General features: G+C 62.5%; 20 protein-coding genes. 6 read left to right on the forward strand and 14 right to left on the reverse strand.

Translation table 11 applies throughout. From position 1 onward, the window contains the following. Nucleotides 1-280 precede the first annotated feature (280 nt). On the forward strand, nucleotides 281-1495 hold the full coding sequence (gltS, locus tag HX866_RS05875) for a sodium/glutamate symporter (RefSeq protein WP_177138484.1): 1215 nt from the start codon (nucleotides 281-283) through the stop codon (nucleotides 1493-1495). Nucleotides 1496-1618: 123 nt separating this feature from the next. Here gltS and HX866_RS05880 read toward each other — a convergent pair whose 3' ends face one another. Beyond that, a complete protein-coding gene (locus tag HX866_RS05880; protein WP_177138486.1) occupies nucleotides 1619-2497 on the reverse strand; it encodes a LysR family transcriptional regulator in 879 nt (292 codons plus the stop codon). 110 nt (nucleotides 2498-2607) lie between these two features. Here HX866_RS05880 and HX866_RS05885 point away from each other — a divergent pair, with 110 nt between their 5' ends. Together HX866_RS05885 and HX866_RS05890 are read left to right on the forward strand one after the other, a co-directional pair. Further along, nucleotides 2608-3828: a YbfB/YjiJ family MFS transporter gene (locus HX866_RS05885; RefSeq protein WP_177138488.1), complete on the forward strand. Its 1221-nt coding sequence runs from the start codon at nucleotides 2608-2610 to the stop codon at nucleotides 3826-3828. 38 nt (nucleotides 3829-3866) lie between these two features. Beyond that, nucleotides 3867-4865 carry an NAD(P)H-quinone oxidoreductase gene (locus HX866_RS05890; RefSeq protein WP_177091853.1) on the forward strand — a complete coding sequence of 333 codons (999 nt, stop codon included), beginning with the start codon at nucleotides 3867-3869 and terminating at the stop codon, nucleotides 4863-4865. Nucleotides 4866-4959: 94 nt separating this feature from the next. Here the strand turns inward: HX866_RS05890 and HX866_RS05895 are convergent, their stop codons facing one another. Together HX866_RS05895 and HX866_RS05900 are read right to left on the reverse strand one after the other, a co-directional pair. After that, nucleotides 4960-5916, reverse strand: a complete 957-nt coding sequence (locus HX866_RS05895) for a hypothetical protein (protein ID WP_177138489.1) — start codon at nucleotides 5914-5916, stop codon at nucleotides 4960-4962. Nucleotides 5917-6215: 299 nt separating this feature from the next. Further along, entirely contained in the window at nucleotides 6216-7169 is a 954-nt protein-coding gene (locus HX866_RS05900; RefSeq protein ID WP_177126638.1) for a LysR family transcriptional regulator, read from the reverse strand. A gap of 184 nt (nucleotides 7170-7353) precedes the next feature. Between HX866_RS05900 and HX866_RS05905 the strand changes: the two genes are divergently transcribed. Beyond that, nucleotides 7354-8364 (forward strand): zinc-dependent alcohol dehydrogenase family protein, encoded by a 1011-nt coding sequence (locus tag HX866_RS05905; RefSeq protein ID WP_177138490.1) that lies wholly within the window; start codon nucleotides 7354-7356, stop codon nucleotides 8362-8364. A 15-nt stretch (nucleotides 8365-8379) separates the two neighbouring features. Here the strand turns inward: HX866_RS05905 and HX866_RS05910 are convergent, their stop codons facing one another. The 7 genes from HX866_RS05910 to mhpA form a co-directional block, all read right to left on the reverse strand. After that, a complete protein-coding gene (locus HX866_RS05910) occupies nucleotides 8380-9699 on the reverse strand; it encodes an OmpP1/FadL family transporter (RefSeq protein ID WP_177138491.1) in 1320 nt (439 codons plus the stop codon). 158 nt (nucleotides 9700-9857) lie between these two features. Continuing rightward, a complete protein-coding gene (locus tag HX866_RS05915) occupies nucleotides 9858-11759 on the reverse strand; it encodes an acyl-CoA synthetase (RefSeq protein WP_177138492.1) in 1902 nt (633 codons plus the stop codon). Beyond that, the gene (locus tag HX866_RS05920) at nucleotides 11759-12715 is read right to left on the reverse strand and encodes a fumarylacetoacetate hydrolase family protein (RefSeq protein ID WP_177138497.1); all 957 of its coding nucleotides are present in this window, start codon (nucleotides 12713-12715) and stop codon (nucleotides 11759-11761) included. The genes HX866_RS05915 and HX866_RS05920 overlap by 1 nt, the downstream gene beginning before the upstream one ends. 55 nt (nucleotides 12716-12770) lie before the next feature. Further along, nucleotides 12771-13862 (reverse strand): VOC family protein, encoded by a 1092-nt coding sequence (locus HX866_RS05925; protein ID WP_177138499.1) that lies wholly within the window; start codon nucleotides 13860-13862, stop codon nucleotides 12771-12773. 86 nt (nucleotides 13863-13948) lie between these two features. Next, nucleotides 13949-14566: a TetR/AcrR family transcriptional regulator gene (locus tag HX866_RS05930; protein ID WP_177138501.1), complete on the reverse strand. Its 618-nt coding sequence runs from the start codon at nucleotides 14564-14566 to the stop codon at nucleotides 13949-13951. A gap of 173 nt (nucleotides 14567-14739) precedes the next feature. After that, nucleotides 14740-15399 carry a TetR/AcrR family transcriptional regulator gene (locus HX866_RS05935; protein ID WP_177126746.1) on the reverse strand — a complete coding sequence of 220 codons (660 nt, stop codon included), beginning with the start codon at nucleotides 15397-15399 and terminating at the stop codon, nucleotides 14740-14742. 2 nt (nucleotides 15400-15401) lie between these two features. Further along, complete coding sequence (mhpA, locus tag HX866_RS05940; protein ID WP_177138502.1) at nucleotides 15402-17054, reverse strand: bifunctional 3-(3-hydroxy-phenyl)propionate/3-hydroxycinnamic acid hydroxylase MhpA; 1653 nt, start codon at nucleotides 17052-17054, stop codon at nucleotides 15402-15404. 253 nt (nucleotides 17055-17307) lie between these two features. Between mhpA and HX866_RS05945 the strand changes: the two genes are divergently transcribed. Next, complete coding sequence (locus HX866_RS05945; protein ID WP_177138503.1) at nucleotides 17308-20190, forward strand: ATP-binding protein; 2883 nt, start codon at nucleotides 17308-17310, stop codon at nucleotides 20188-20190. On the opposite strand, the gene HX866_RS05950 is transcribed toward HX866_RS05945, so the two are convergent. From HX866_RS05950 to HX866_RS05965, 4 genes are all read right to left on the reverse strand, one after another. After that, a complete protein-coding gene (locus HX866_RS05950) occupies nucleotides 20176-23286 on the reverse strand; it encodes an efflux RND transporter permease subunit (protein WP_177138504.1) in 3111 nt (1036 codons plus the stop codon). The two genes, HX866_RS05945 and HX866_RS05950, sit on opposite strands and share 15 nt — an antisense overlap. Next, nucleotides 23283-24401 (reverse strand): efflux RND transporter periplasmic adaptor subunit, encoded by a 1119-nt coding sequence (locus HX866_RS05955; RefSeq protein ID WP_177138505.1) that lies wholly within the window; start codon nucleotides 24399-24401, stop codon nucleotides 23283-23285. The genes HX866_RS05950 and HX866_RS05955 overlap by 4 nt, the downstream gene beginning before the upstream one ends. Before the next feature lie 29 nt (nucleotides 24402-24430). Continuing rightward, nucleotides 24431-25945 carry an efflux transporter outer membrane subunit gene (locus HX866_RS05960; RefSeq protein WP_177138506.1) on the reverse strand — a complete coding sequence of 505 codons (1515 nt, stop codon included), beginning with the start codon at nucleotides 25943-25945 and terminating at the stop codon, nucleotides 24431-24433. Nucleotides 25946-26036: 91 nt separating this feature from the next. Next, entirely contained in the window at nucleotides 26037-26279 is a 243-nt protein-coding gene (locus HX866_RS05965; RefSeq protein WP_177091868.1) for a hypothetical protein, read from the reverse strand. A 235-nt stretch (nucleotides 26280-26514) separates the two neighbouring features. Here HX866_RS05965 and HX866_RS05970 point away from each other — a divergent pair, with 235 nt between their 5' ends. Further along, nucleotides 26515-26883 carry a DUF427 domain-containing protein gene (locus HX866_RS05970; protein ID WP_177102422.1) on the forward strand — a complete coding sequence of 123 codons (369 nt, stop codon included), beginning with the start codon at nucleotides 26515-26517 and terminating at the stop codon, nucleotides 26881-26883. The last annotated feature ends 23 nt before the right edge of the window (nucleotides 26884-26906 follow it).

Below are 26906 nucleotides of genomic sequence, written 5' to 3' on the forward strand. Positions count from 1 at the left end.
ACAATGGCCCGGTCCGGCGAGCGACCTGGTACCGCAGCGGTATATCGCCGGATCAAACCGATGCCCCACACGAACAGCGTTCATGCAGAGACAGCGCTCATCCGGAGACTGTGCTTTTACAGAGATTTTGCTCAAACAGATATTGCACTCAGGGCCCGACTCACTCGTCCCCCTAATTCACCAAAGCCCACTTATCCAACTCCCAACATTCGATTTGTCGGGGCGGCCCGGCCTTGTCCAGAACATCGTCAGACAACAATAATTACCGAGGTTTATTCATATGGTTCAACTCGATTTCTACGGCACACTGGTAGCCGCTTCCCTGGTACTTTTGCTGGGGCGCGCACTTTGCACCCGGGTGGGTTTCCTGCGCACCTACAACATTCCCGAGCCTGTTGCCGGTGGCCTGGTGGTCGCCCTGGTCCTGCTGGCCCTGCGGGTATTCGCCGATTTCAAGGTGGGCTTCGACACCTCCCTGCAAACCCCGCTGATGCTGGCTTTCTTCGCAACCATTGGTCTGAACGCCGACTTCGCCAGCCTGAAGAAAGGCGGGCGAGTGCTGTGCATTTTCCTGCTGGTGGTCCTCGGGCTGCTGGTGGTGCAGAACGGCCTGGGTGTGTCCCTGGCCGCCGCGCTGGGTCTTGACCCGCTGATGGGGCTGCTGGCCGGTTCCATCACCCTGTCGGGCGGTCACGGTACTGGCGCGGCCTGGAGCTCGGTATTCAGCGATCAGTATGGCGTGGCCTCGGCTTCCGAACTGGCCATGGCCTCGGCGACCTTCGGCCTGGTGCTCGGTGGCCTGATCGGCGGGCCTGTGGCCAAACTGCTGCTCAAGCGCGTCAATACCCCAGGGTTGAGCGGCGACGTACCGAACATCCCAAAGGGCTTCGAGCAGCCGAACCAGGAGCGCATGATCACCCCGGGTTCGTTTATCGAGACCCTGGCGCTGATCGCCATCAGCCTGCTGGGCGGCACCTTCCTGGGTGACCTGATCAAAGGCACCGCGTTCGAATTGCCGACCTTTGTCTGCGTGCTGTTTGTTGGTGTGTTGTTGCGTAACGGCCTGTCGGCCCTGGGCTGGCACAAGGTGTTCGAGCATGAGGTGTCGGTGCTGGGTAATGTCAGCCTGTCACTGTTCCTGGCGATTGCCCTGATGTCGCTCAAGTTGTGGGACCTGGCGGCCCTGGCGCTGCCGATCTTTATTCTGCTGACGGCCCAGGCGGTGCTGATGGCGCTGTTCGCGATCTTCGTCACCTTCCGGGTGATGGGGCGTAACTATGACGCCGTGGTGCTGGCCACCGGACATTGTGGTTTCGGCTTGGGGGCGACACCGACGGCGATTGCCAATATGCAGGCGGTGACCCAGCGTTTCGGCCCGTCGCAGATCGCCTTCCTGGTGGTGCCGATGGTGGGCGCGTTCTTTATCGATATCGCCAATGCCATCGTCATCAAGCTGTACCTGGCGCTGCCGTTCCTCGGCGGTGTGGCCGGATGACCGGGACAGGGTGGGCGTCCTCGCGAAAAAGGCGAGAACCCGATGCTTGTATGAGGGAAGGGTCATAAATGACCGGGTTTGAGTGTTACTGATCGTTATCGTGGGACCCAAGCCCCCCGGACTCTATTCCTCGTTGGACGAGGCAAACACTTCGACAATCTCCTCGATGACCGCCCGTACCCGCGCGGTATGCCGCAGGTCGGCATGGGTCACCAGCCAGATATCGTAGGGCTGCGGTCGCGTGCGTTCCGGCCACAGCCTGACCAGCCCATCCCGCTTGCCCTGGTGCACGGGAATCTCGCCGACGCCGATCCCCGCGGCAATGGAGCGACGCACCAGCAGGCTGGAACTCAGGGCCGCGACTATCCGTCCCCGCGTCAGGGGCTCGCAGACCAGCGTCAGTTCCTTGTGGCTCTGCAGATACGGCTGATAGACCACCAGGTCATGCCCTTCGAACGCGCTGCCTGGCTCCGGGATGCCGTGGCGATCCACATACGCCTGGGAGGCGAACAGGCCCAGCGGCCAGCGGGCGATGCGCCGGGCAATCAGGTCGGGGTTGTCCGGCCGGGTGTTGCGCACGGCGATATCGGCTTCGCGTTTGGCCAGGCTGATGATCTGCGTCGACGCGTCCAGTTGCACCCGCACGTCGGGGTGCTTTTCATGCAGGCGCGCCATGGCCGGGATGAGGAAGTCGATGGCCAGGGAGTCCGTGGTGCTGACCCGCACGGTACCGGTCAGGCGATCGTCCAGGCCCTGGATCCGCCGCTCCAGCTCCAGCGCCGACAGCTCCATCTTCTCCACGGCCTGCAACGCCGCTTCGCCGACCGCCGTCAGTGCGTAACCTTCGGACGTACGCAGGAACAGCGTCGCGCTCAGGGATTTTTCCAGCGCCGTGATCCGTCGGCCGACCGTGGCCTGGTCAACCCCCAGCACCCGGGCCGCCCCGCGTAGCGTCGATTCGCGACAGACCGCCAGAAAGACCCGCGCATCATCCCAGTTCATAGCTTCTCCGGCTGATGCATATTCGCATCACAGTAACGTAAATTCGCTGCATTATTGCATCAACAATCCTGGTTATGCTGGGCACCAGCGAAACTCTCCGGACATTTCCCATGCACAGCACAACGCCTTCCCTCGATACCCGACACAGCGCGGTCTGGCTGCCGATCTTCGCCGGTCTCTGCGCCAGCCTGGTCAGTATCGGCCTGGCGCGCTTTGCCTACACGCCACTGATTCCGGCGCTGATCCAGGCCCACTGGTTTGCCGCCAGCGAGGTGGTCTATATCAGCTCGGCCAACCTGGTGGGCTACCTGCTCGGTGCACTGTTGGGCCGACCGCTGGCACGCCGCCTGTCCAACACGGGTGTCCTGCGCCTGATGATGCTGGTGGTCACCCTGTCGTTCTTTGCCTGTGGTCTGCCCTTGTCGCTGGCCTGGTTTTTCGGCTGGCGCCTGCTGTCGGGGATTGCCGGCGGCGCGATCATGGTACTGGTGGCCGCCACCGTGCTGCCCCATGTCCCGGCAGCGCGCCGGGGCCTGGCCAGCGGCGCGATCTTCCTCGGCCTGGGCCTGGGCATCGCCGGCTCGGGCAGCGTAGTGCCGCCGCTGCTGAGCCTGGGCCTGCAACAAACCTGGTTCGGCCTGGGCATCCTGGCCCTGGTGCTGACTGCCGCCAGCTGGTTCGCCTGGCCGGCCGCCGTGGTCCATGACCGCGCCGCGCCCCAGGAGCAAGGCCCGTCGCCGTCGCTGGGCGCAGACGTCTACCTGCTGTTTGCCCAATACGCCTTGATGGCCGCCGGCTTGGTCCCGGCCATGGTGTTCCTGGTGGACTACGTGGCACGTGGGCTCGGTGCCGGGTCGCAGGCCGGGGCGCTGATCTGGGTCCTGTATGGCCTCGGGGCGATTGCCGGACCTGTGACTTATGGCTTCCTGGCCGACCGGTTCGGGGCACGGATGGGCTTTCGCCTGGTGCTGGTGGTGCAGGCGATTGCCCTCGGGTTGTTGTCGATCAGCCACTCGTTCCTGGCCCTGGCCGTGCTGGCGGTGATCATCGGTTCGTTCCCGCCGGGCATCGTGCCCCTGGCCCTGGCGCGGGTTCATGAGCTGGTGCCCGACCATCACCTGCAACAAGTGACCTGGAGCCGCGCCACGGTATCGTTTGCTACCTTTCAAGCGATCACCGGCTTTGCCTACTCAGCTCTGTTCAACGCCAGCGGTGGTCATTACGCGCTGCTGTTCGTGATTGCCAGCGGCGCCCTCGTCACTGCACTGCTGCTTGAGCAAGGCCTGCGACTGCTCAAGCCTCGCGGCGCATCGCGCAGCGTACTGAATTGAATTCGATCATTTATCCACCTTTACACGAGGTACCTGAAATGCAACTGCCCCACGAGATGACCCAGATTGAAATCACCCAGCCCGGCGCTCCCGAAGTGCTGCAACCGCGCCAGGTCCCGATGCCGGTGGCCGGCGCCGGTGAAATTCTGATCCGCGTGCACGCCGCCGGGATCAATCGCCCCGACGCGCTCCAGCGCGCCGGCCTCTACCCGATGAAACCGGGCATGAACCCGATCCCCGGTCTGGAAGTGGCCGGTGAAGTGGTGGCCGTCGGTGCCGGCGTCGGGCGTTTTGATGTCGGCGACAAGGTCTGTGCCCTGACCAATGGTGGTGGCTACGCCCAGTACTGCGTGGTCCCCGCCAGCCAGGCCCTGCCGATTCCCGAAGGCATGGATTGGGTCGAGGCCGCAGCGATCCCGGAAACCTTCTTCACCGTCTGGGCCAACCTGTTCGGCCTCGGCGGCGCCGCCAAGGGCCAGCGGGTGCTGATCCATGGCGGGACCAGCGGTATCGGCACCACCGCCCTGATGCTTTGCCGCGAGTTGGGCATCGAGGCTTTCGCCACCGCTGGCAGCGAGGACAAGTGCGCGGTGATCCGCCAACTGGGTGCCGAAGCGATCAATTACCGCGAGCAGGATTTTGTCCAGGTCATCCAGGAGAAAACCGCCGGCCAGGGCGTGAACGTCATCCTCGACATCATGGGCGGCTCGTACCTCGATGCCAATATCAAGGCCCTGGCGATGGAGGGGCGGCTGGTGATGCTCGGTTTCCTCGGCGGTACCCACGGCAAGGACATCGACCTGATGGCGATCATGGCCAAACGCGCCATCATCACCGGTTCGCTGCTGCGCTCGCGCACCCGTGAAGAAAAAGCCGCGATTGCCCAGGAGCTGCATGAACATGTCTGGCCATTGCTCTCGGCCGGCCGCTGCACGCCGATGATCGACCAGGTCTTTCCCTTCACCGAAGCGGCGCAGGCGCATGCCCGAATGGAGGCTGGGGAGCATGTTGGCAAGATTGTGTTGAAGGTGGAGTGACTCATCAGGACGCACACGCTTTGTATAGGTGTCCGTCCCTATCGTCGAACGCCAACTTTGCATACAAACCGATGGGCAGGATCGCAGTGCCGAATTATCGGCGCTCCGTACGTCGGTAATCACCGACCGGGATCACAAGGCTCAATGGTGGGGGCGCAAAGGCGCTCATTCCGGGTGGCGGCGATGGCAAGGGGGGCGGAGAGGGCAGCGACGGTGGGGAGGGTAGCTGTGGCAAGGACGGCGGGGATGGCAGTGACGCTGGGGATGGAAGCGAAGGCAAGGACGGCAGCGACGGCAGCGACGGCAAGGACCGGTGGGTTGGCGCTGGCGGCAGGGACTTTGGCAGCCCACCTGCGAAGGGCTTGAGCTTGTTGACGAGAGACTCGACCTTCTCGGTAATCGTCGCTGTAACTGCCTTTTTCGCTTCACCCGCGAGTGCTTCGCTGACGGCGCGGATGATCTCGGGCGGCGTGGCTCCGTTTGTGGTCGCGCCGATATCAGTCAGATGCAATGCAGGCAAGGGCACCGAAAACGGGCCGCCGGGCAGGGGAATATCCAGTGAGACCGAGCCGCCCATGACGATGAGGTCACGGATGATTATTTTGCGCAGGCTGCTACTGGCCTGCACGGCGGCCGGGGTGGTGGAATAGGCCTTGGCGGTGTCCTTGATGGTCTGCAGGTTGCTCGTGGCGGTGGGGCTTTTCGCCTGGTAAGTGATCTGCGGTGCAATGACCGTGGCGTTGTCGACAATAATCGGACCGCTACCCAGAAGTGAGCTGCTTTCCACCTGCAGGGCGATACGCGCCACCGCCACGGCGTAGGGCGAAGAGAACCCTCTGGGGTTGCCCACAGTAAGCCCGTCAATCGTGGCTACGCCGCTGAAGAGTGAAAAGTCGACGCTACCCACGAGCACCTGGGTTTGGGTGGCAAGGGTCCCTTCGGTCTGAATGGCGGATTTGATGGTGGGGCCGAACTGGGTGAGCAGGCACCCATAGGCAATAGCGGCGATGGCCAGCAGGGTGGCCAGAACCAACCCAAGTGTTTTTGGCACGGTGTGTGTTACTCCAAAAATGGCGCGTCAGGCGCCGGCAGCTGGCGCGGCTTGAAATACGCGGTATGTAGCGTCGGAGTGAAAGCCTATGCGGGTCCTGGGGGCGAGTCGTCAGCGAAAGGTCGGTCTTCGGTCGGGACGCTATTGTGCTGGGGGTGGGTGCGATCGTGAGGCGCGGCGGAGTGAGTCACTCGGGCTGGAGGGGCCTTGCCTCATGGGCTCGATTCGTCGTCATAGGCAGGGATTTGAGAAAGGTGGACAGGGTGAGTCCGAAGTTATTGCGCTGTCCAGGCTCGGATCTATGCACGGGGCCTGAGACGTCCGTCGTCCCCAGCTGTCCGGTGTTCCAGCCAATCAGGGTAGAGCTGCGCAAAACGCGGCTGGAGCCAATCGAGAAACGCCGCCACCTGCGGCGCCAAGTGCGCGCGGCTGGGGTAGAGCACCGTGACAGGGCGAGGTGCTGGGCGAAACGGTTGTAGAATTTCCACCAGGGCACCGCTGGCCAGGTAGCGGGCCACTGCAATCCCCGGTGCTTGAAGGATGCCGAAACCCGCGACACCGCATTGGACATAGGCGTTGGATTCGCTGACGGCGACTGCGCTTTGGCTGATGTAGGGGCTGTCCTGGCCATCCACCGAGAAGTGCCACGGCAGTGTCCGGTGAGTGTGGCCAGAGAGAAAGTTGACGCCCCGGTGAGCCTCCAGATCCTCCAGCGTGTCGGGCTCGCCATGCTGGTTGAGGTACTTCGGCGCCGCGCAGGTCACCATTTTCGCCATCCCGACCGGACGGGCGACCAGGGTCGAGTCCGGTAGATCACCGATGCGCAGCGCGCAATCTATCCCTTCGCCCACCAGGTCAACCGTTCGGTCGGTCACCCCCAATATGAGGTCGATTGCAGGGAAGTGCGTGGTGAAGGCTTTCAGGCTTTCCATGAATTCAACCTGGGCAAACGCTGTCGGAATGTCGATGCGCAGCCGCCCTCCCAACGTAACGCCTGAGCGTTCGAACATGGCGGTCGCGGTGGAAATGCTCCCGAGGATGTCCACGACCCGCGCGTAAAAACGCTCACCTTCGGCGGTCAAGGTCACTTTTCGCGTGGTGCGTTGAAACAGGCGCACACCCAGCGAAGCCTCCAGTTCCTGGATGGCGCGGGTGACCTGTGGGCGACCGATCTGCAAGGACTCAGCGGCCTTGGTAAAACTCCCCAGTTCGGCGAGCCTGGCGAATACGCGCATCGATTGCAGCAACTCCATGGCAAAACCCCTCAGTCTGTATGAGCCCGGTTCTACCTTATACGGGCGGAGCAATTGTTGCTTTTAAAAAGAACAATCTTGTCATTTGTTACGTATTTATCCGACTTTCCCAAAGCCCAACAATGACCTCAGAACACAACCGTCACCGGTCGTGCTATCTCTGACTACGTTTTGGAGCATCACAATGAAGGCTTGGCTACTGAAAGATTTTGGACTCGATAACCTGGAACAGGGCGAAGTGCCCACCCCTGATCCCAAGGCGGGTGAGCTGCTGGTGAAGGTCGGTGCGGTCTCCCTCAACTTTCGTGACAAGGCCATTGTCGATGGCATTTACGAGCCTCACCAGGTGCCCCGACCGCTTATTCCCGTCAGTGACGCGGCCGGCACCGTTGTTGCGGTAGGCGACGGCGTAACCCGTTTCAAGGTGGGCGATCGGGTCAACTCGCACCTGTATTCGCGTTGGCTGGACGGTGAGCCAGGGCCGCACGAGCCCGATTACTGCTTCGGTTCACCACTGCCCGGTGGGTTGGCCGAATACATGATCATCCACGAGGACAGTGCGGTGCGGGCACCCGACAACCTGTCCGATGAAGAGGCGGCCACCTTACCGATTGCCGCGCTCACGGCCTGGTATTCGTTGGTCGACTTCGGACAGCTCCAGCCAGGGCAAACAGTGCTGGTACAAGGCACTGGCGGGGTGTCGATCTTCGCTGTGCAGATCGCGACGGCCCTCGGTGCGAAGGTGATCGCCACTTCCAGCAGCGACCGGAATCTGCGAGCCGTGAAAAGCCTGGGGGCCGTGGCGGGGATCAACTACCGAAGCGTACCGGCCTGGGAGAATGAGGTGCTCAAGCTCACCGATGGCAAAGGTGTCGATCTGTTGCTCGACGTGGCAGGCGGCAGTGGTATCAACCAGTCGATTGCGGCGACCAAGGCCGCCGGGCGTATTGCGCAGATCGGCTTTTTGACCGGTCAGACCGTTCAACTCGACCTGATGCCGCTTATTTTCCGTCAGACGACCCTTCGCGGTATCGCGGTCGCCCCACGTTCTTCGTTTGACCGCATGAACGTCTTCCTCAACGAGCATCGGATTCGACCGGTGATCGATCATGTCTATCCGTTCGAGCAGGCGCGCGAGGCTTACCAACACCTTGCCAGGGGGGCGTTTGGCAAGGTGGTGATCAGGATTGCCTGAGGGTTGCTAGGGGGTTCAGTAACGATAGGTCGCCTGGACCGCCAATTCCTGGGCACTGTTGTTGTACTCGGCATCGTAGCCAGGCTGCAGGCTGGAAGTGCTCGACTGCTGGACCGCCACTTTGGAGTCCCACAGGTAACCGTAGGCAAGGTCTATCGTCAGGTCGGCACTGGGGGAGTAAGCCGCTCCCAGGGTGAGGGCTTTACGATTGCCGGCCGGAATGCGAACGCTGCGGTCGGCATTGCTGATCGGCGTGGGGTCATAGGCGTAGCCCGTGCGCAGGAGCCACTGGGGGCTGAGTTGATAAGACAGCCCCACCGCGCCGGACCAGGTGTCATGCCAGTTCAGTTGCTCGCCGGTCTGTTCCAGGCCGGCGCTCTGGCCGGCGGCGGACACATTGCTGTTGATGGCCTCGAATTTCTCGAGTCGACTCCATCGGGTCCAGACCGTGCCCAGGTAACCGGTCCAGCGGCTATTGAAATGGTGGGTGAATGAGGTGTCCAGCGACTCCGGTGTGTCGAGCTGAATCCTCGCGTCATATTTCCCGTCGAGGGCGAGTTGCGTCGGCGAGTCGGACACTTCGGTATGCCCTTTGAGTTGATAGCTGACCTTGGAGTGATAGGTTGCCCCCCAACGGGTCGTATCGCTCAAATCAACCAGGACACCGATGTTATAACCCAGGGCTGTATCGGCTCCGTTAATGGTGACGAGTGTGTCCTTGCCATTGTTCAGCGCGCCGGTGGCCAGGTAGTTCTGAAGTTTGGCATCGAAGCGATTTATTGTAGGACCGCCACCTATGGATAAATAATCATTGACCTTGTAGGCAACGGTGGGCTGCAGGGTAATTGCCTGAGTCTTGCTATAGGAACCACGGTAACGGCCCTGGAAAGTGCTCTCGTAATCATTGACCAGTCCGAACGGAACATACAGGCCCAGGCCCACCGAAAGACGTTCGTCCAAGGGCGTGGACATATAGGCGAACGGGACGGCGGTGAGGGGGATCGAGTTGCCCTTGTCGGTTCCGTCCGCGCTGCTCTGGGCATCGCTGATATCGTCTTTGGGGGAAATGACGGCAATCCCTCCGGACACTTCGCTGCGTTTCAACTGGGTGAGTCCCGCAGGGTTTCCATAGATCGTGCTCGCATCCAGTGCCGAGGATGACCGTCCTGCATAGGCGGTTCCCGAACTGCTGACACTTTGTTCATTGAGTGCGATGCCATTGGCACCCGCGGTCGTCGAGACGCCGAGCAGGGCGACAGAGCATGTCAGGTAGATCCAGGATGGTTTTTTTTGTTGCAGCAAAACACAGGGCATCGCTTGGCTGTTCAGCTTCATTGTCCACCTCATTATTATTGTTGTTGTCGCTTGCGCGCAGGCAGCCGTCGGCCTGACTGCGCACTGCTTAGTGCCAGTTGGAAGTTATTGCCGTTATTGGATTGGCCGTTGTGTCGCAGTGTCAGGGAACATTTGCCATGGCCAGTGGCACCGGGGACTTACTCGACCCAATCGATTTGAAAGCTGTAATGCCCCAGGGCCGGTGCCAGTGTTTCCCGATGAGCACCGGCCTCGATACGGGCGACAAGCCCTCGGCGAGGGTCTTGCACAACGTCTAGCGCAATGTCCGTGAGTTCCAGGTATTCGATTTCCCGTTGTACAACCCGGGCGATTTCTCTTTGCTGCAAGGCCGGTTTGAATATCTTGCCTACGGCAGTCAGTGGGAGTGCTTCGAGTATTTCGATGCGCTTGGGAACGGCGGCACGCTCGCTGATGTGGAGGTCGGCGTACTCCTGTAGCGCTTCGGTGTCGCAGATGCACCCTGGTTTCAGTTGAACGTAGGCGACTGGCACCTCACCCGAGTAGGCGTCGGGGCAGCCGATTGCGGCGGCCAAGGCCACGGCGGGGTGGGCTTGCAGCGCCTCTTCGATCTGCTTGGGATCGATGTTGTGGCCGCCGCGTATGATCAGTTCCTTCTTGCGTCCGGTCAGCCAGAAGTATCCCTGCTCATCCTGGCGCCCCAGGTCACCGGTATTCAGCCAGGGCTGGCCGTCAATATCGATCCACAGCCCCTGGTTATGGCTTTCATCCAGGTAACCATCGAACAGATTCGGTCCTCTGATCACGATCAGGCCGACTTCATCTGTATCGGCATCGCGTTGGTAATGCCCGGCATCGTCGAGCAGGATGGCGCGCATTTCCTGGTAGGCGATTCGTATCCCGATGGAACCGATACGGCGCTCGCCGAGAGGAGGATTGACCGAGGAAACGCAGGCGCCTTCGGTCAGGCCGTAGCCTTCGAGGATCTTGACGCCGGTCCGGCGTTCGAAGTCTTGAAAGAGCTCAACCGGCAGGGGGGCGGCGCCACACAACGCGTAGCTGAGGCTGGACAGATTGCGGCCCAGCAACTCGGTTTGCAGAAGCGCTGCATAGACGGTGGGCACGCCGGAAAAGAAGTTGATACCGAAGTGCTCGACCATCTCCCAGAAGCGGGCGATCACCCCTTCGCCACGATACCCTTGCGGTGTTCCCAGGATCACATGATCGCCTTGGGTCCAAGGCATCAACCCGGTGACCAGTTGTCCATTGACATGGAACAGTGGCAGGCCGCAAAAGATCACCTGGCCACTGCTGGATTGCTGCAAGTGAGCGGTCATGGCCCAGGCATTGAAGACCTCCGAACCATGGGTGCGTACCGCGATTTTCGGCAGTCCGGTGGTACCGCCGGTGCAGAAGTAGGAGGAGTGCTCCTCGGCGCGGATCTGTCGGAAGCTCTTCAGGTCTCTGCCTGGCTGGGCATTCATGAGCGCTCTCAACTCATGGATCGGGACGCCGTTGTGCTGTGCCCGTGCCTGTTGTGCCAGGGCCCCGAGGGCGCTACACAGTGGTTCGCTGACATAGGGCTCCATACTGGCCCAGACCACATGCTTGACCAGGGGAAGCTGATCCAGTTGCGAGGCCAGCTTGGGCCAGAGGTCACTGCCCGGTGTGGGGGCGAGGGTCACCACCACCGACGCCTTGGCGGTGTGCAGCAAGCTGGCCATCTGCTTGGCTTCCAACTGCGGATTAATCGCCATGACGATGCCCGCCGCCTCACCGCCCCAAATGGTGAAGTGGGTCTCCGGCAGGTTGGGCAGGATAAAGGCAATCACCTCTCCTGGCACGATGCCCAGATCGTGGAAGGCATTCGCCGCACGGGTGATGCTCGCGAAGAGCTGGGAATAGTTCCATTCAAAGGGGCAGGTGAAGTCGCGGGCTTCGGGGAAGAAGCTCAGCGCGGGTCTCCAGGCATGCTGTTTGGCTGCTCGCCGCAAGGCCTCATAGGTGCTCGGTGCCAGGTAGCGCTCTGACAGTGGGGTACGCTCCAGGTTTTGGATATCGCTCAGGGTCTGTACGGTCATCAGGCTTCTCCCACTACCCGGTTGCGTTGCACGCCCAGGTCGACAACACCATCGGCACTGCGAATGCGCGCCTCGACCACGTCGCCTGGCTTGAGGTACTGCGAACGGTTCTCCTGGGCCTTGAGGAACAGCTTCCACTTGACAGCTTCCGGCATCAGCGCGGCGATGCGCTGCTTGGCCGGGGAGGGGACCGTCAGGGCGCAGCCGGCCGGTGTGCCGGTGGCGATCAGGTCGCCGATGTCGAGGTCCTGCACGCCGGAAAGTTCGCTCAGGGTTTCGGCCGGACCGTAGACCAGGTTGGCGGTGCTGTCGTTCTGGCGCACCTGGTCGTTGACCGTCAGGCGCAATTGCAGGGCCTTCAGGTAGTGCATGTCCTGGGGGCCCAGCAGGCAGAGGTAGGGGCCGACCGGGCCGAAGGTGCGAAAGCTCTTGCCCTTGTAGAACTGCATCTGGGGAATCTGGATATCACGAGCCGAGTAGTCGTTGACGATAACGACACCGGCAATGAACTCGTGCAGGTTGTCGTCGGTCACCGTGACCGCTGCGCTGATCGGGCGTTTCATCACCAGGCCCAATTCGATCTCGTAGTCCAGGAAGCGCACGTTACGTGGCTTGATCAGGTCGCTGTCCGCCGCCACCAGGCAACTGGTCGCCTTGGTGAAGATCATGTTGAATTTCTTCGCGTCCGGGTCCATGCCCGACTCGATCATGTGCTGGCGATAGTTGGCGCCCTGGCAGACGAACTGCTGGTTGCGGGTCAGCGGAGACAGCAGCTTGACTTCGTCCTCGGTCAACTCGGTGCCTTTCAGTTGTGCGAGATCTTCAATGTTGTTCTGACGGATAAAGTCGCCGGTGCTGGTAAAGGTTCCAGGAATCACCGTGATGGACCCCGGGCGTCTGACACCCCAGTGGACGGCGTTTTGATATTCGAAGCGGGCAATATGAACAACGGACATTGAAGGTACTCCTGGAGCGTCGTTCGCCCCGTTTTTGTTGGTCTTGGGGGCGGGCTTATCCAAACAGGCGCATAAGCGTCATCAGCTTGCGAACTGTCAGGTCCGGACTGCGCCGTAGATTGCGAATCAGTGCGCGCAGGTTGCTCAGACTCATCCTGGGCTGGGTGAAACTCTTGGGCATGCGCTGGCCCCATTGCGCCATGGCATCCGGGCCGACCGGGTGAACGCCGATGGCTTGGGAGGCGGTGAAGAGGTCACCGTCGCAGTAGTGCTCATGCTTGTCACCCCAGGGGTCTTGCCAGTAATCGAAGATCTGGCTACCCAGAATGTGCCGGCCGATTCCCCACGCATGTTTCCAGCCTCGCTCCTGCAGGACGCGTTGCCCCATGCCCACCGCATCGGCATCGACAACCTCGTAGGCGCTGTGGCTGTAGGTCGCCATAAAGCCCTGGGCAATGGCGAGGCTGTGGTGGTCTGTGGGCGTTTCGCCACGATCCAGGCGCATGAAGGTGACGATGGGCGAGCCGTCTTCAAGAACCTGTACATCGCTGGGAATGAAGCCGAAGTGCTGGGTGTACCAGGCGCAGGTCGCCTGGTAGTCGGCGACCTCGACGACCACGTGGCCAAGCTTCAGCACTTCCGGTGGCGCTACGGGCGGGCGTTGGGGGTGGTTGATCCGCGGCTGCTGCTCCGCCAGATTGAGTGCCAGGGCGGTGCGGTGCGGCAGAGGTATGCTTGGGGCCTGTCCGTAGATGGCTTCGACCAGGAATCCTGAGGGATCGATCAGCCTGACCTGCTTTCCGCCACCCGGATGCCCGATTTCCTCGATGCAGGAGGCGCCCTCGACTCGGGTCAGTCGCTCAAGGTCATCCAGGCTGCAGACTTCCAGACCGAAACCGAGAAAGCGCGCCTTGGTTCCGCGATGGGCACGGTAGCAGTAGGGCGTGGCTTCGGCTGCGCGGAGATAGAGCGTACTGGCATTGATATGGCTGATGAGCAGGCCGAAGTCGGCCAGGAAATGGGCCGTCGCATCGAGGTCAGGCCGCTCGAAGATCAGGTGGGTGAGGCGTCGAGCCTTGACCGTCGGGTTGGGATGCCGAGCAGGTTGCGGCGTCTTCAGTTGAGGTAGCGCAGTGATGCTATTCATTATTTTTATTCTCCGAACTTTCTTCGGGCAAAACCTGCCCCAACCCCTGGGTAACAGGGGAGAAAACCAGATAGCAGTGTTAGGGATCAGTCGATCGTGGAGAGCTCGGGCAGTTCCTGGGCTGCCAGTTCCCTTGCCTCCTGTGCAGGTACCCCGAGCGCCCGAAGTATGAATTCCGCGGCGTCGGTACCGGCCTCGCGCCAGGTCCGATGTCCTTCGAGCACCAGGAACATCGATCCCAGAGCCGCACCTGAAATCAGTGTGATCAAAGAGATCAACTGGTCTTGCCGGAAGGCGTAGCGTCCGATGGCAAGGCCATCGAGCAGATCCTTCGTCGCCTGGCTGGCAAACATCTCGCGCAGTGCGGCGTTGTTTATGGCGAATCGGTGGATGAAGGTGCCCCATTGCGGCTCTTCATGGGCTCGTCGAATGAAGAAACGGACACCATTGGAGAGGCGATGGGCAGGGTCGGTGATGGATTCGAAACTCTTCTTGACCCGTTCGTGCATTTCAGCGCTGAGACGGGCGGCCACTGTTTCGAACAACTGGTCCATGTCTTGAACGTTGTTGTTGTAGATCGTTCCGCGTGCCACACCGGCCTCATTGGCAAGGTCTCTGATGCTGACATCAATGGCGCCGTGCTTGGCAAAAAGGCGAAGTGCAGCTTGGTGGATGCGGCGCTGCACCGGATTCATGAGTTCCACGCGTTAGCTCCAGGGTTAACATTAGGAGAGATTAGACACCTGTGTTCATTTTTGGTCAATGATGTTTTGAACAGTCGTGTTCATTTTTGGCTTTTTCGAGAGTGATCCTGTGCCGACAACGCGCCGGTCAGGTTTCATCAGGAAAGTGCTGGAGGCGGGGCAAGGGGTCGGGTTCAGGCTTGGGAAGGGGTAGGCAGCGCCAGGCCAGCGATTCTCCTGGCTTTGGCAGGAGTTACACCCAGAGCCCTGAGGATCATCTCGGCGACATGCACGTCGTGCTCCTCTGCTGCGCGCCCTTCGACCACCGCGCGCATTGCTCCGGTGGTGCAGGACACCACGATGTCCAGCGCGATCCCTTCGTCCTGAAACGCGAAAGAGCCCTCACCGAGCCCCGCACGCAAGTCGTCCAGTACATGGGCGGTCAAGCGCGAGCGGATGGCATGGTCGAAGTGGATGATGCGCAGCAGTGCACTGGCCCACGGATGATCCTGGGCGGCTCGGAGTATGAACATGCGCACGCCGATCGACAGTCGCTGGGCGCCACTTTTCACCTCCATGCTCAGGACGGAAATGACATCGGAAAAATCCGCTGCCATGGTGATTCCCGCCGCCTCGAACACTTCGTCGCGTGTACGGAAGTAGTTGTAGATGGTACCGGTGGACACTTCGGCCTCCGAGGCGACGTCAAGCAGGGTTATCTCCCCCGGCTCCTTGCGCGCGAGAAGCCGCAAGGCGGCGTCCACGAGCCCGCGTCGGGTACGTTCACGCTTCTTGTGACCTCGTGTGAGAGGTTGGGGCGTGGCGGCTTCAGCAGGAAAGTCGGGGGAGGGCATGCTCAGGCTCGTAGTCGAAGAGGTTCGTCGATGTTAATGGAAGTGTGAGCTGCCGTGGAGCCGTCCTTTATCAATCCTGTGCAGGTCTGGAGCAGCTTGCCCGCCTGGTTGGCGGGTTCGTGGTGCATGACGATGCGGTCGGGACGAACCACGGCGAGTGTGCCCTTGGCGGCCAGCGACAGGAGGCCATGGTTCAGGTCCTCTACAAAGGCACAACCGATGCGCGCGCGCTGGCCATGGGGCGTGATTTGCAGGAAGCTGCCGCCCACGGCTTTCCAAGCATCGATTTGAGTGGCGTCCAGCAGCGACAGCGGGTCAACACCGAATCCGACCAGCGTGAGATGGTCTCCAAGAGCATCGTCGCTCCGTTGGATCTGCTGCTGGGCGTTACGAACCCAGACCTGAGGGAATAATCCCCCGCGAATCAGCTTGTCGCGACGGCAATGAGGCACGAACAGGCCTTGCTTGAAAATATTCTTCGGTTTCATGTCCAGTTCCTCGAAGTATTTCCTGGTCATCGAGGTCAATGAAAGCGTACGCATCAGGCCATGTACGAAAAAGGCCGCCAGCATATTCTTGGGCATCACCAGGCGTCCCATGAGCTTGGCCATGTCGATCATCGCCTTGGCGTGGGGGCGACGTTCCCGGTCATAGGAGTCCAGTACCGAAGCCGACGCATGGCCGCGCAGGACCCAGGCGAGTTTCCAGGCCAGGTTGGCCGCATCGCGAAGCCCGGCGACCAGGCCCTGCCCGGCGAAAGGTGGGGTTATATGGGCGGCATCTCCCGCCAGGAAGATACGGCCCTTGCTGAAGCGTTCGCAGCAGCGTGCATGGAATCGATAGACCGCCTTGCGTTCGACATTCAGCTCCTTCGGGTCGACCCAGGGCGCGATCAAACGGGCGATGTTTTGCGCGCTTTCCATTTCCTCCCGGGCCTCACCCGGCTTGAGCATGAACTCCCAGCGCTCCCTTCCACCGGGGGCCGGCATATGCGGCGTGGGGCGCTTGGGGTCGCAGAGGAACTCGACGTGATCGATGGCTACCCCTTGGCGATTATTGGTATCCACGATCAACCAATCCTCGGCAAAGGTGCGTCCTTTGAAATCCTGGCCGATCAGGGTCCTGACCTTTGAGCTGGCACCATCCGCACCCACCAGGTACCGAGCCAGGATGCTGTGGGTCCGACCCTCCTGGTCCCTTACCGTCGCCACGACGCAATCGGGCTGCTCGGTCACGTGTTCGAGCTCCAGGCCACCGATGCTGGTCACCGACTCGAACCGGGATACCTGGGCGCGCATGGCATATTCGAGATCGGGTTGATAGAAGGTCACCAGTTTGGGATGGCCATCGATGCACCCGGTGGTATTGGCCCGGCCGAATTGGCCGAGGATCGGGGAGCGCATCCGCACTTCGGGGATCACGATCTTCTCGAAGGCGTCTTCGGCCAATCCGGCCAGTTGCAGGATGCGCAGCGCCTCGTTGTCCAGGGCAATGGCACGCGGCATCAACAGGACCTCATGGCTCTTGTCCAGAGCCAATGTCCTGATGCCATAACGGCCCAGCAGCGCTGCGAGCGTAGCGCCTACCGGACCGTAGCCGATGATCAGCACATCAACGCTGGCCGGTAGCGGTTCGGGTGCATTCTTGTTGTTCATATCGAGCCCTTGTTGTGATTGGAGTTGTGGGCGGCAAAGTCCCATCGTCAGGCAGGGTCAGGCTATGGGAAAATGAGAGATCTTTCAATATTGATTGATTCGTTATTTATTTTTCTGAAATCATTCTCATGCCAAGATAGGTGTGTACGAGCGCCGGGGGACCTCAGGATGGGGGCGGCACCCAGCGCATGGCGCCTGGCATGCCTCCTGGCGCAGTACTATTCTTTTTACTCAGGTCATTCAGGAATCAAGCGTGGCGCGTGCGCAGTCCCATCCGAATCCAGTCCAGATCCGCTTCGCCGAATTCGAACTTGACGAGGCCAACGCGCGCTTGTTGCGCAACGCCGAAGCAGTGGCGCTGGCACCGACACCTTTCACGCTGCTGTGCGTACTCGCGCGGCAGCCGGGTACGTTGCTGAGCAAGGATGTCTTGCTTGACGCGGTGTGGGGCCATCGGTTCGTCAGCGACTCAGTGCTGAAGACCGCGATCAGCGACCTGCGCACCGTGTTGGGCGACGATCCGCGCGCGCCGCGTTTCATCGAGACCGTATCGCGCCGTGGTTATCGCTTCATCGCCACGCCAGCCCCCGCGCCAGCGACGCCACCGGCATCGACCATGGCGCCGACGAGTGGTGTGCGCCCTTTACTCACCTTCATTGGTCGTGGCGATGCCCTTTCAAGTCTGCAGCGGTCCTGGGGGCGTGCTTGTGACGGCCAGCGCGCGCTGGTCTGGCTCGCCGGCGAACCGGGGATCGGCAAGACCACATTGATTGAACATTTCGTCGCCGGTCTCGACGGTGTTATCTGTGCCCGTGGACATTGCATGGAGCACTACGGCACCGGCGAGCCTTACCTGCCGGTGCTGGAGGCGTTGGCCGAACTGTGCCGCAGCGATCCGGCGCTGCCGGAGTTGCTACGGGCCGTGGCGCCGACCTGGCTGCTGCAGTTGCCGTGGCTGAGCAGCGCGCAGGAGCGTGACGCGCTGCGCCGCGAGCTGGCCGGCGTCGGCCCGGAGCGCATGCTGCGCGAGATGGGCGAGCTGCTGGACCGCTACACCGAGCAGCGACCGTTATTACTGGTGACCGAAGACCTGCACTGGAGCGACCGGGCGACCGTCCAGCTCATCGATTATGTTGCCCGGCGGCGTGGCCGCGCGCGACTGATGTGGCTGGCGAGCTTCCGTCTCGCCGAGGTCGTGGCCCTCGATCACCCGCTCAACTCGTTGCGCCACGAGCTGCGTCGGCAGCGATTGTGCGAGGAACTGGTGCTCGATGCGTTCTCGGAGACCGAGGTCGCCGACTATGTCGCGCTGTGTTCGCCCTCGCTCGCGAGCGACGATGCCTTTGTGCGCGCCCTGCACGAGCGTACCGACGGCGTCCCATTGTTCGTGTCGTCGATCATCAGCGAAGTAATGGATCGAACGGACGACGAGGCCACCATCGAAGCGCGCCTGGCGGAGATGGCGGTTCCCGAGAATCTGGCGGCCATCATCGACCACTACATCGTCAAGCTTGAGCCGCAGCAACGCTCTCTGCTCGCGGCGGCGGCGGTGTGCGGTGCGGAGTTCAGGGTGGAGACGCTTTCGCTGGCCCTCGGGCACGACCTTGTTCGCGTCAGCGAGGTGTGCGAGGCACTGGTACGCGAGCAGGTCTGGCTCAGGCCGGCGCGGGTTGCCGGTGATGACGAGATGGAGGATCTGCCCTATGCCTTCCGACATGCGTTGTTCCGCCAGGTGCTTTACAGCCGCACGCCGCGTTCGCTGCGTATCCAGTTGCATGGCCAGGTAGGTGTCGCCCTCGAAGGTGAACGTCTGGCCGGTACACCTGTTGCGGCGGCGGAGCTGGCGATGCATTTCGAACGGGCCCGGCAGCCGATGATCGCGCTGCACTATTTCGCCGAGGCGGCGCAAGCTGCGCTGCTGCACTTCAGTCCGGCTTTGTGCATCGGCCTCGCTGAACGGGCGTTGGCCCTGCTGCCTCAGGCCGGGCAAGGTACGGAGCGGGATGCGCTGGAGATCACCTTGTGCACTTTGCAAGGGGTCTCGGCGCTCCAGACACTGGGTGTCGGCGATGCCACCAAGACGGCATTCGAACGCGCCTATGCGCTGCTGGTGCAGACGCCCGGGCATCCCCTGCGCGGACGTCTTCTGCACGGGTTTGGTTTCGTGCTGGGGCTGCGCGGCGACTATGCGCAGGCACTGGCGGTGGCGCAAAGCGCCGAAGCTCTCTCCTGTGAGGTCAATGATCCGCAGCTCATGCTGGCGGCGTGCAACGTGCAGGCCGAGGTGCACCACCTCCAGGGCCACACGCAGGTGACTCGTGCTTGGCTCGAACGTGGCCTTGGGATCGCCGAGGCGCTGGACATCGGGACGAACGAGATCTTCGCCGCCGACCCCCAGGTCACGTTGCGCGGGATGTTGGCCATCGAGCTGGTACGTTCCGGCCTGGTCGAGCAGGGCAGGGCTCACTTGCAACGGGCGCGGGTCCGTGCGCAGCAGCTTCGCCAGCCGATGACCCTGCTGGTTGCCACCTGGCAGGAGGCATTGCTTGAAGTGCGCATGGGCAACCCTGGCGGCCTGGTCGCGCTGGCCGACGAGATGCAGGCGCTGGTCGATGAGCACTCGCTCGCATTGGGCCGCACGGCCTGCCGCTGGTGGCATGGCTGGGCTGATGCGCACAAGGGCGCGCCGCGCGACGGTTATCGGCGCATTCGCGAAGCCTACGACGAACACATCGGACTGGGCATGCGCTCCGGTGCCAGCGAGGTGCTTGGCTATGCGGCCGAAGCCTTGCTGTTGGCGGGTGATTACGCGGGTGCACAGGTCCAGTTGCAGGAGGCACTTGGGGTCGCGCGTGAACTGGGCGAACGCGTCTACCTGTCGCAGTTGTTCCTGCTGGAGGCGGCTATTGCGCGGGAGATGGACAAGCCCGAGGCCAGCACCGCCGCCGTGCGACGTGCGGTGCAGGAGGCGCGTTCCCAGGAAGCCCCTTGGCTGGAGCTCCTGGCGCTCGTCGAGCTGTGTGAAGGGCATGATGCCCTGCCCGAGGAGCGCCAGGCCTTGGCAAGTCTGGTGACCGGGCTGCCCGAAATGGAGGGCTCCGAGCCGGTGAAACGGGCGCTGCTACTTTGTCCTTGACGCAGCCACCAGGTCGACGTCGACCGTTGTTGCCTGGGTAACGTCGGTCGGCTGGCGGCGCAGCTTGAACCACGCGGCATACAGCGCCGGGACAAAGAAGATCGTCAGCAGCGTCGCCACGGTAAGGCCGCCCATGATCGCGATGGCCATCGGTCCCCAGAACACACTGCGGGTAAGCGGGATCATCGCCAGCACCGTGGCCAGCGCCGTCAGCATCACCGGCCGGCTCCGATTGATGGCCGCTTCCAGTACCGCACTCCAGGGATCGCGTCCTTCGGCGATTTCGACCTGTATCTGGTCGATCAGGATCACCGAGTTGCGCATGATCATGCCGCCGAGGGCGATGATGCCCAGGATCGCCACGAAGCCCAGCGGTGCCTGGAACACCAGCAGCGCCGGCACCACGCCGATCAGGCCCAGCGGCGCGGTCAGCACCACCATCCACATGCGCGAGAAGTTCTGCAGTTGCAGCATCAACAGCAGCAGGATGGCGATCAGCATCAACGGGGCCACCGCCAGCAACGCGTGGTTGGCCTTGTCGCTTTCCTCCACCGCGCCGCCGATGTCGATGCGGTAGCCCGACGGCAGCTTCGCCTCGATACCCTTGAGCAACGGCACGATCTCCTGGGTGACCGAGACCCCTTGTTCGCCGTCCTTCACGTCGGCGCGCACGGTAATCGCCATGTCGCGGTTGCGGCGCCACAACACCGGCTCTTCCAGTTCATCGCTGACCTGCGCCACCTGCGACAGCGGCACCACCGTGCCCTGGCGGGTGTAGAGGTTGAGGTTTTTCAGGGTATCGATGTTCAGGCGCTCTTCGGGTACGGCCCGGGCGACGATATCGATCAGGTCCTCATGCTCGCGCAGTTGCGACAGGGTCGCACCGTTCATCACGGTCTGGGTCGCCAGCGACACGTCGGATGGCGTGAGGCCCAGGGCATTGGCCTTGTCCTGATCGAGCTTCACCTTCAAGGTGCGCACCGGATCGTTCCAGTCGAGCTGGACGTCGCGGACTTTCGGGTTGGACGCAACCTGTGCCTCCACATCGCGGGCGATCTGGCGGACCTTCTGGGTGTCGGGGCCGACAATACGGAACTGCACCGGGTAGCCGACGGGTGGCCCCAACTCCAACCGGGTCACGCGCACCCAGGCCTGTGGGAACTGTTGGTCGACCTCGGCCATCAGCCTTGTAAGCACACGTTCGCGGGCCTCCAGGTCCTTGGTCATCACGACCAGCTGGGCATAGCCCGGGTTCGGCAACTCGGGGTTGAGCGAGAGATAGAAGCGTGGTGCGCCGGCGCCGGTGTAGGCGGTGTAGAAACGCACGTCCTCATCCTTCGCCAGGAGCTGTTCCATGCGCTTGACCTGCTCGGTCGTCGCGGCGAACGATGCCCCTTCCTTGACGCGCATCTCGACGATCAGTTCGGGGCGCGAGCTGTTGGGGAAGAACTGCTGTGGTACCAGCTTCATGCCGACCAGCGCCAGGGCCAGGGCGCCAAAGGTGGTGCCGATGACCACCCAGCGGCGCGCGACGGCCGTGTCAATCAGGCGGCGCAGCCCACGGTAGAACCTGGTGTCATGGGGATTGGCGGCATGGGCGTGGTGAGCGAGGTCCTTGGGCAGCAACTTGGTCGCGAGGAATGGCGTGAAAATCCCCGAGCAAAGCCACGAGAACAGCACCGCCGCGCCGACAATCCAGAAGATGCCGCCAGCGTACTCGCCGGTGGTGGACTTCGAGAAGCCAATCGGCATGAAGCCTGCGGCGGTGATCAGCGCGCCGGTCAGGCGCGGCATGGCAGTGGCCGAGTAGGAGAAGGCCGCAGCCTGGGCCCGGTCCCAGCCGGCTTCCATTTTAGACACCATCATCTCGATGGCGATGATCGCGTCATCCACCAGCAGGCCCAGGGCGATGATCAGCGAGCCGAGCGAGATACGCTCGAGATTCCAGCCCATGGCCAGCATCACCAGCACCACGCCGCCCAGCACCAGCGGCACCGAGGTCGCGACCACCAGGCCAGCGCGCCAGCCCAGGCTGACAAAACTGACCACGATCACAATGATCAGGGCTTCGGCCAGGGCGTGGACGAAGTCGTGGATCGCATCCTTCACGGTGGTGGGCTGGTCGGCCACGCGCTCCAGCTCCACACCGTACGGCAGTTCGGATTGGATCTTGGCCACCGCCTGATCCATCGCCTCACCGAGTTGCACGATGTTGCCGTCGCTGGTCATCGTGATGCCGAGCATCAGTACCGGCTGGCCGTTGTGGCGTACGGTGTAGCTCGGCGGCTCCTCGAATCCGCGCGTGACCGTGGCGATGTCGCCGAGTTTGATCTGGCGATTACCGGCGGTGATGGGCATGTTGCGGATGTCATCGATATTGGCGAACTGACCGCTCACACGCACCATGACACGGTCGCCGTGAGTGTCGACCTGACCGGCCGGCAGCATGGCGTTCTGGCTCTTGAGGCTCTCGGCGATGGCCAATGGAGTGATGCCCAGCGCGGCCAGGCGCTCGTTCGAGAACTCGACGTAGACGCGCTTGGCCTGTTTGCCGATGACATCGACTTTCTTGACCATCGGCACCTTGAGCATCTGGCGCTTGATGTCCTCGGCCGCATCGGACAGGTCGGCGTGACCGACGCCGTCACCCTTGATCGCGTACATCAGGCCGTAGACATCGCCGTATTCGTCGTTGACGATCGGGCCGGTCACCCCGTCGGGCATTTCCAGGCGCAGGTCGTTGAGTTTCTTGCGCGCCTGGTACCAGGCTTCGCTCTGGTCGGCCTTGGAAGTCCCCCCGCGCAGGGTGAGGGTCATGCCGCCATAGCCCTGCCGGGCAAAGGTGACCACTTTCTCGAAGTGGTCGATCTGCTCGAACTTCTTCTCCATGCGATTGAGGACCTGGTCCTGCATTTGCTGGGCGGTGGCGCCCGGCCAGACGACCATGGCGGTCATCGACGGCACGGAGAAACTCGGGTCCTCAAGCTGGCCGAGCTTGGGCACACTGATGAGGCTGCTGACCGCGACGATGAGCAGGATGAACAGGACCAGGGAGGTGTGACGCAATGCCCAGTCGGTGAGGTTGAAGTTTTTCATCGGGCGGCCTGCTGCGGGGTATTGATTTCACTGACCGCTGCGTCAAGCAGCACGACCTTGAGCCCGGGCGCCATCTTCTGTACGCCGGCGGTGACGATCAGAGCACCAGCTTGGGGGCCTGCGACCAGGACATCGTCGTTGCGGTAGCCCATCACGGTGACCTGTTTCAACGCGACGGTACCCGCCGACTCCTTGCCAAGGGGCGTGACCACCCACATCGCCGGCTGGCCGGAAAATTGCGTCAGCGCCGTGGCCGGCACGGCTGCCACCGAGATATCGGTTATCGCCCGTTCGGCCACCAACCTGGCCGTGGCGCCCAGCGGCAGCCGTCGTGCGTCGGTCAGGCTCAGTCGCGCACGGTAGGTGCGGGTTTGCGTCGCGGCCTGGGGCGACAGCTCGCGCAGTACGACACTGAACAGCTCGTTTGGCGCGCTGGCCAATGAGGCCTTGAAGCTGGCCTGCTTGAAGAGCGCCACCTGATCCTCGGGCACGTCGACGACGATCTCGGGTTTGCCCGGGTCGGCGATCGAGACGACCGACTGGCCTTCCGCCAGGACTTGGCCGGTCTCGAAGTGCACGGCGGTGACCACACCGCTGCGCGAGGCGCGCAGCACCGTGTACTTGAGTCGGTTGCGGGCCAGTTCCAGCTTGCGTGCTTCGGTCTCGGCGCTCGCCTGTGCCGTCTGCGCATTGGTGCCGGCGCGCTCGTCCTCGGCGACACTGACCGAGCCATCGGTCTTCAGCGCGGACAGGCGACGGCGTTCCGAACCGGCCAGGCGGGCCTGCTCGACGGCCGCCGACCATTGCTGGCGAGCCGCTTCTTCGGCCAGGCGGTAGTCGTTGTCATCCAGCACCGCCAGGACGTCACCTTCGCGCACGGATTGGCCGACTTCGACCTTGCGTTGGGCGACCTTGCCGCCCACACGGAAGGCCTGGTCGACTTCATAGCGCGATTGCACGGTGCCCACGTAGCGGTTGGTCGCGCGGATCTGGTCATAGTTGACCGTGGCGGTGTGGACCGGGCGTGGGGGCTGTGCGGTCGGTTGCTCCGGGTTGCAGGCGCAGAGCATGGCGGCAGCGACCAGGACGCCGGCCGCGGTTAGAGAGTTTTTCAAGGGGATTCCTCTTTAAAAACGACGAATGCTTAAGTCCGCGGCGGACGTTGTGTGTCGGCGGTTGCGGTGGGCTGGGCGGGTTGTTCGAAGACTTGCCAGCCGCCGCCCAGCGCTTTGTAGAGCTGTACGCTGTCGAGCAGCAGGCGAGTGTTGCTCTCGGTGGCGTTCAGTCGGGCCGTGAGACGCGCCCGTTGCGTGTCCAGCAGTGGCAACAGGTCGACCTGCCCACGGTCATAAAGTGATTGGGCGCGGCTTTGTGCGGCCTCCGCCGACGCGGCGGCCAGTTGTAGCGTGCTGGCGCGGCGACGCTCCTGGGTCAGGGTGACCAAGGCATTCTCCACATCCTCCAGCGCCCTCGCGATGCCGTCCTCGGCGCGCAGTAATGCCTCGTTCTGAGCGCTTTCGGCGGCGTCGTTGATGGCTTGTGTGCGTCCGGCGTTGAAGATCGGCATGGCGAGCAGGCCCGCGACGTTGGTGTAGCGCGCGGCGCCGAGATCGACGCCGTTCAGGTCCAGGCCTTGGCGGCCGAAGGAGGCGCCGAGGAAGAGCCGCGGAAACCACTCTGCCGCGGCCTGCTGGCGGCGAGCATTGGCCGCATCGACCTGCGCCATCAGTGCCAGCACGTCGGGCCGGCGCTTCAGCAGCTCGGCGGGCTGGCCCGGCTTGGCCACCGGCACGACCACATCGCCACTTGAGGGCTGGATGTTCACCGTATTGAACGCCTGGTCGCCGATCAGCACCGCAATGCGATGACGTGACACCGCCGCCTGGGTTTCCAGCGGCGGTATTTGCGCACGTGCCGACAAGGCATCGGTCTGTGCGCGCTCGACATCGAAAGGCGATGCCAGTCCGACCTGTTGACGCGCGATGACCAGGCGCAGCGTCTCATCCTGCATGGCCGAGATGGCGCGCAGCGTTGCAATCTGACGCAGCGTGCCGGCCAGTGTGAAGTAGTTGCTGACAACATCGCTCATCACCAGCAGGCGTACGCCGCGCATCGTGTGCTCCGAGGCCAGCGTATCGGCCTTGGAGGCCGCTGCGCCGGCGCGCAGGCGGCCGCTCAGGTCGAGTTCCCACGAGACGTCCAGGCCCACGCTGCTGGTCTTGGTATCCGGATAACCCTGCTTCGTGGCCGAGTTGTAACCGTTGTTGAGATCGACGCCGGAGGCGGACGCGCCGACACTCGGGAACAGCCAGGAGTGGCTGATCGTCTCGCCGGCACGGGCGGCGCGCAGGCGCTCGGCGGCAATCTTGACGTCGCGGTTCTCGCGCGCCGCACGGCGAACCAGATCCGTCAGTACCGGGTCATGGTAAACCTCCCACCACGCCGCCTCGGGTTCCATATCGGAGACCGTGCTCGCGGAGAAGTTGGCTGGCAGCTCGACCGACGGCTTGACGACCGGCGTTGAGCACCCGGCCAGGGTGAAGGCGATCGATGTGGCAAGAACCGTCGCCATGGCCAGGCCCGCGAGGGGGCCGTCAGGTTTGCGGATCGTCCACCTGATGTGGCGCGTCAGGGTAAAAGAGCTTTGAAGTTGCAGCATGGTGTCGGGCTCGTGTGGATTCGAGATGGCGCCAGGGTAGGGGCCGGTGCCTGTGGAGTCGTCATCGAAACGTCGTGATTCGGTCGCCCTGTCAGGTGCTCGATGGGGGGAGGGGAGGGAATTCTTCGGCAGGGTCCGTCGCCTGCTGTCCGGCCACTGAATCGAGATCGACGAGCATCGACTTCAGCAATTCTTCGGCGGACGAAAAGTCGTGCTGGTCACCGGTGACCAGGTTTTCCAGGCGGCCGGCAAAGGCCTGCGCGGTGGCATCGCTACGCAGTTTCACCACGTACATGCGACGGTTGGGATATTTGGATTCGGGATTCAGGATCATCGTTGACCACGGGACCAGGAAAGTTCGGTCCAGCTTAGGTGGGGCCCGTGGTCGAGTCGTAAGCGAAAGGTCAGGCTTCGGTCGGAACGCTGGCTGGCGGTGAGGCGACCAGCAGTGCCATTGAGGCGCTTGTCCAACACTTTGCAGCTATCCTCGGAGAGCGGTCTCCGCGTCAACGCCATTGCTTCGAGGGGCGGCGGCACCTTTCCCCCATGAGTCAAGAGGACTGAATATCATGAAAATCCCCGGCCCTGATCATCCCATCACTCTTACCCCATTCCAGGGGCGCGTCACCGTTCTCTTCAATGATGTCGTCGTCGCGCAGACCGACAAGGCCGTGAAGCTTGAGGAGGCCAGCTATCCGGCGGTTTTTTACATCCCGAGATCCGCCATTCGGGCTGAGCATTACGCGCGAACCGAGCATCAAACCTATTGCCCCTATAAGGGCGATGCCCATTATTTCGACCTGAGCGCTGACGGGAAAACGGCTGAAAATGCGGTCTGGACTTACGAAAATGCCTACCCGGCCGTGGCAGGAATCAAGGAATACGTCGCTTTTTACGCTGACAAGGTGACCTTCGACATCGAAGGCGCGCAAGGCTGATTACAGGGTTTGGTGTGGAACCG

The sequence above is a fragment of the Pseudomonas gingeri genome, from assembly GCF_013386165.1.
Taxonomy (GTDB): Bacteria; Pseudomonadota; Gammaproteobacteria; order Pseudomonadales; family Pseudomonadaceae; genus Aquipseudomonas; species Aquipseudomonas gingeri_C.

Excerpts from the sequence above, each read along its gene's own strand:
- HX866_RS05925 (WP_177138499.1), bottom strand. The coding sequence starts at position 13,862 with ATGAATAGCATCACTGCGCTACCTCAACTGAAGACGCCGCAACCTGCT.
- HX866_RS05890 (WP_177091853.1), top strand. The coding sequence starts at position 3,867 with ATGCAACTGCCCCACGAGATGACCCAGATTGAAATCACCCAGCCCGGC.
- HX866_RS05935 (WP_177126746.1), bottom strand. The coding sequence starts at position 15,399 with ATGCCCTCCCCCGACTTTCCTGCTGAAGCCGCCACGCCCCAACCTCTC.
- gltS (WP_177138484.1), top strand. The coding sequence starts at position 281 with ATGGTTCAACTCGATTTCTACGGCACACTGGTAGCCGCTTCCCTGGTA.
- HX866_RS05910 (WP_177138491.1), bottom strand. The coding sequence starts at position 9,699 with ATGAAGCTGAACAGCCAAGCGATGCCCTGTGTTTTGCTGCAACAAAAA.
- HX866_RS05960 (WP_177138506.1), bottom strand. The coding sequence starts at position 25,945 with ATGCTGCAACTTCAAAGCTCTTTTACCCTGACGCGCCACATCAGGTGG.
- HX866_RS05915 (WP_177138492.1), bottom strand. The coding sequence starts at position 11,759 with ATGACCGTACAGACCCTGAGCGATATCCAAAACCTGGAGCGTACCCCA.
- HX866_RS05970 (WP_177102422.1), top strand. The coding sequence starts at position 26,515 with ATGAAAATCCCCGGCCCTGATCATCCCATCACTCTTACCCCATTCCAG.
- HX866_RS05950 (WP_177138504.1), bottom strand. The coding sequence starts at position 23,286 with ATGAAAAACTTCAACCTCACCGACTGGGCATTGCGTCACACCTCCCTG.
- HX866_RS05885 (WP_177138488.1), top strand. The coding sequence starts at position 2,608 with ATGCACAGCACAACGCCTTCCCTCGATACCCGACACAGCGCGGTCTGG.
- HX866_RS05880 (WP_177138486.1), bottom strand. The coding sequence starts at position 2,497 with ATGAACTGGGATGATGCGCGGGTCTTTCTGGCGGTCTGTCGCGAATCG.
- mhpA (WP_177138502.1), bottom strand. The coding sequence starts at position 17,054 with ATGAACAACAAGAATGCACCCGAACCGCTACCGGCCAGCGTTGATGTG.
- HX866_RS05920 (WP_177138497.1), bottom strand. The coding sequence starts at position 12,715 with ATGTCCGTTGTTCATATTGCCCGCTTCGAATATCAAAACGCCGTCCAC.
- HX866_RS05905 (WP_177138490.1), top strand. The coding sequence starts at position 7,354 with ATGAAGGCTTGGCTACTGAAAGATTTTGGACTCGATAACCTGGAACAG.
- HX866_RS05965 (WP_177091868.1), bottom strand. The coding sequence starts at position 26,279 with ATGATCCTGAATCCCGAATCCAAATATCCCAACCGTCGCATGTACGTG.
- HX866_RS05900 (WP_177126638.1), bottom strand. The coding sequence starts at position 7,169 with ATGGAGTTGCTGCAATCGATGCGCGTATTCGCCAGGCTCGCCGAACTG.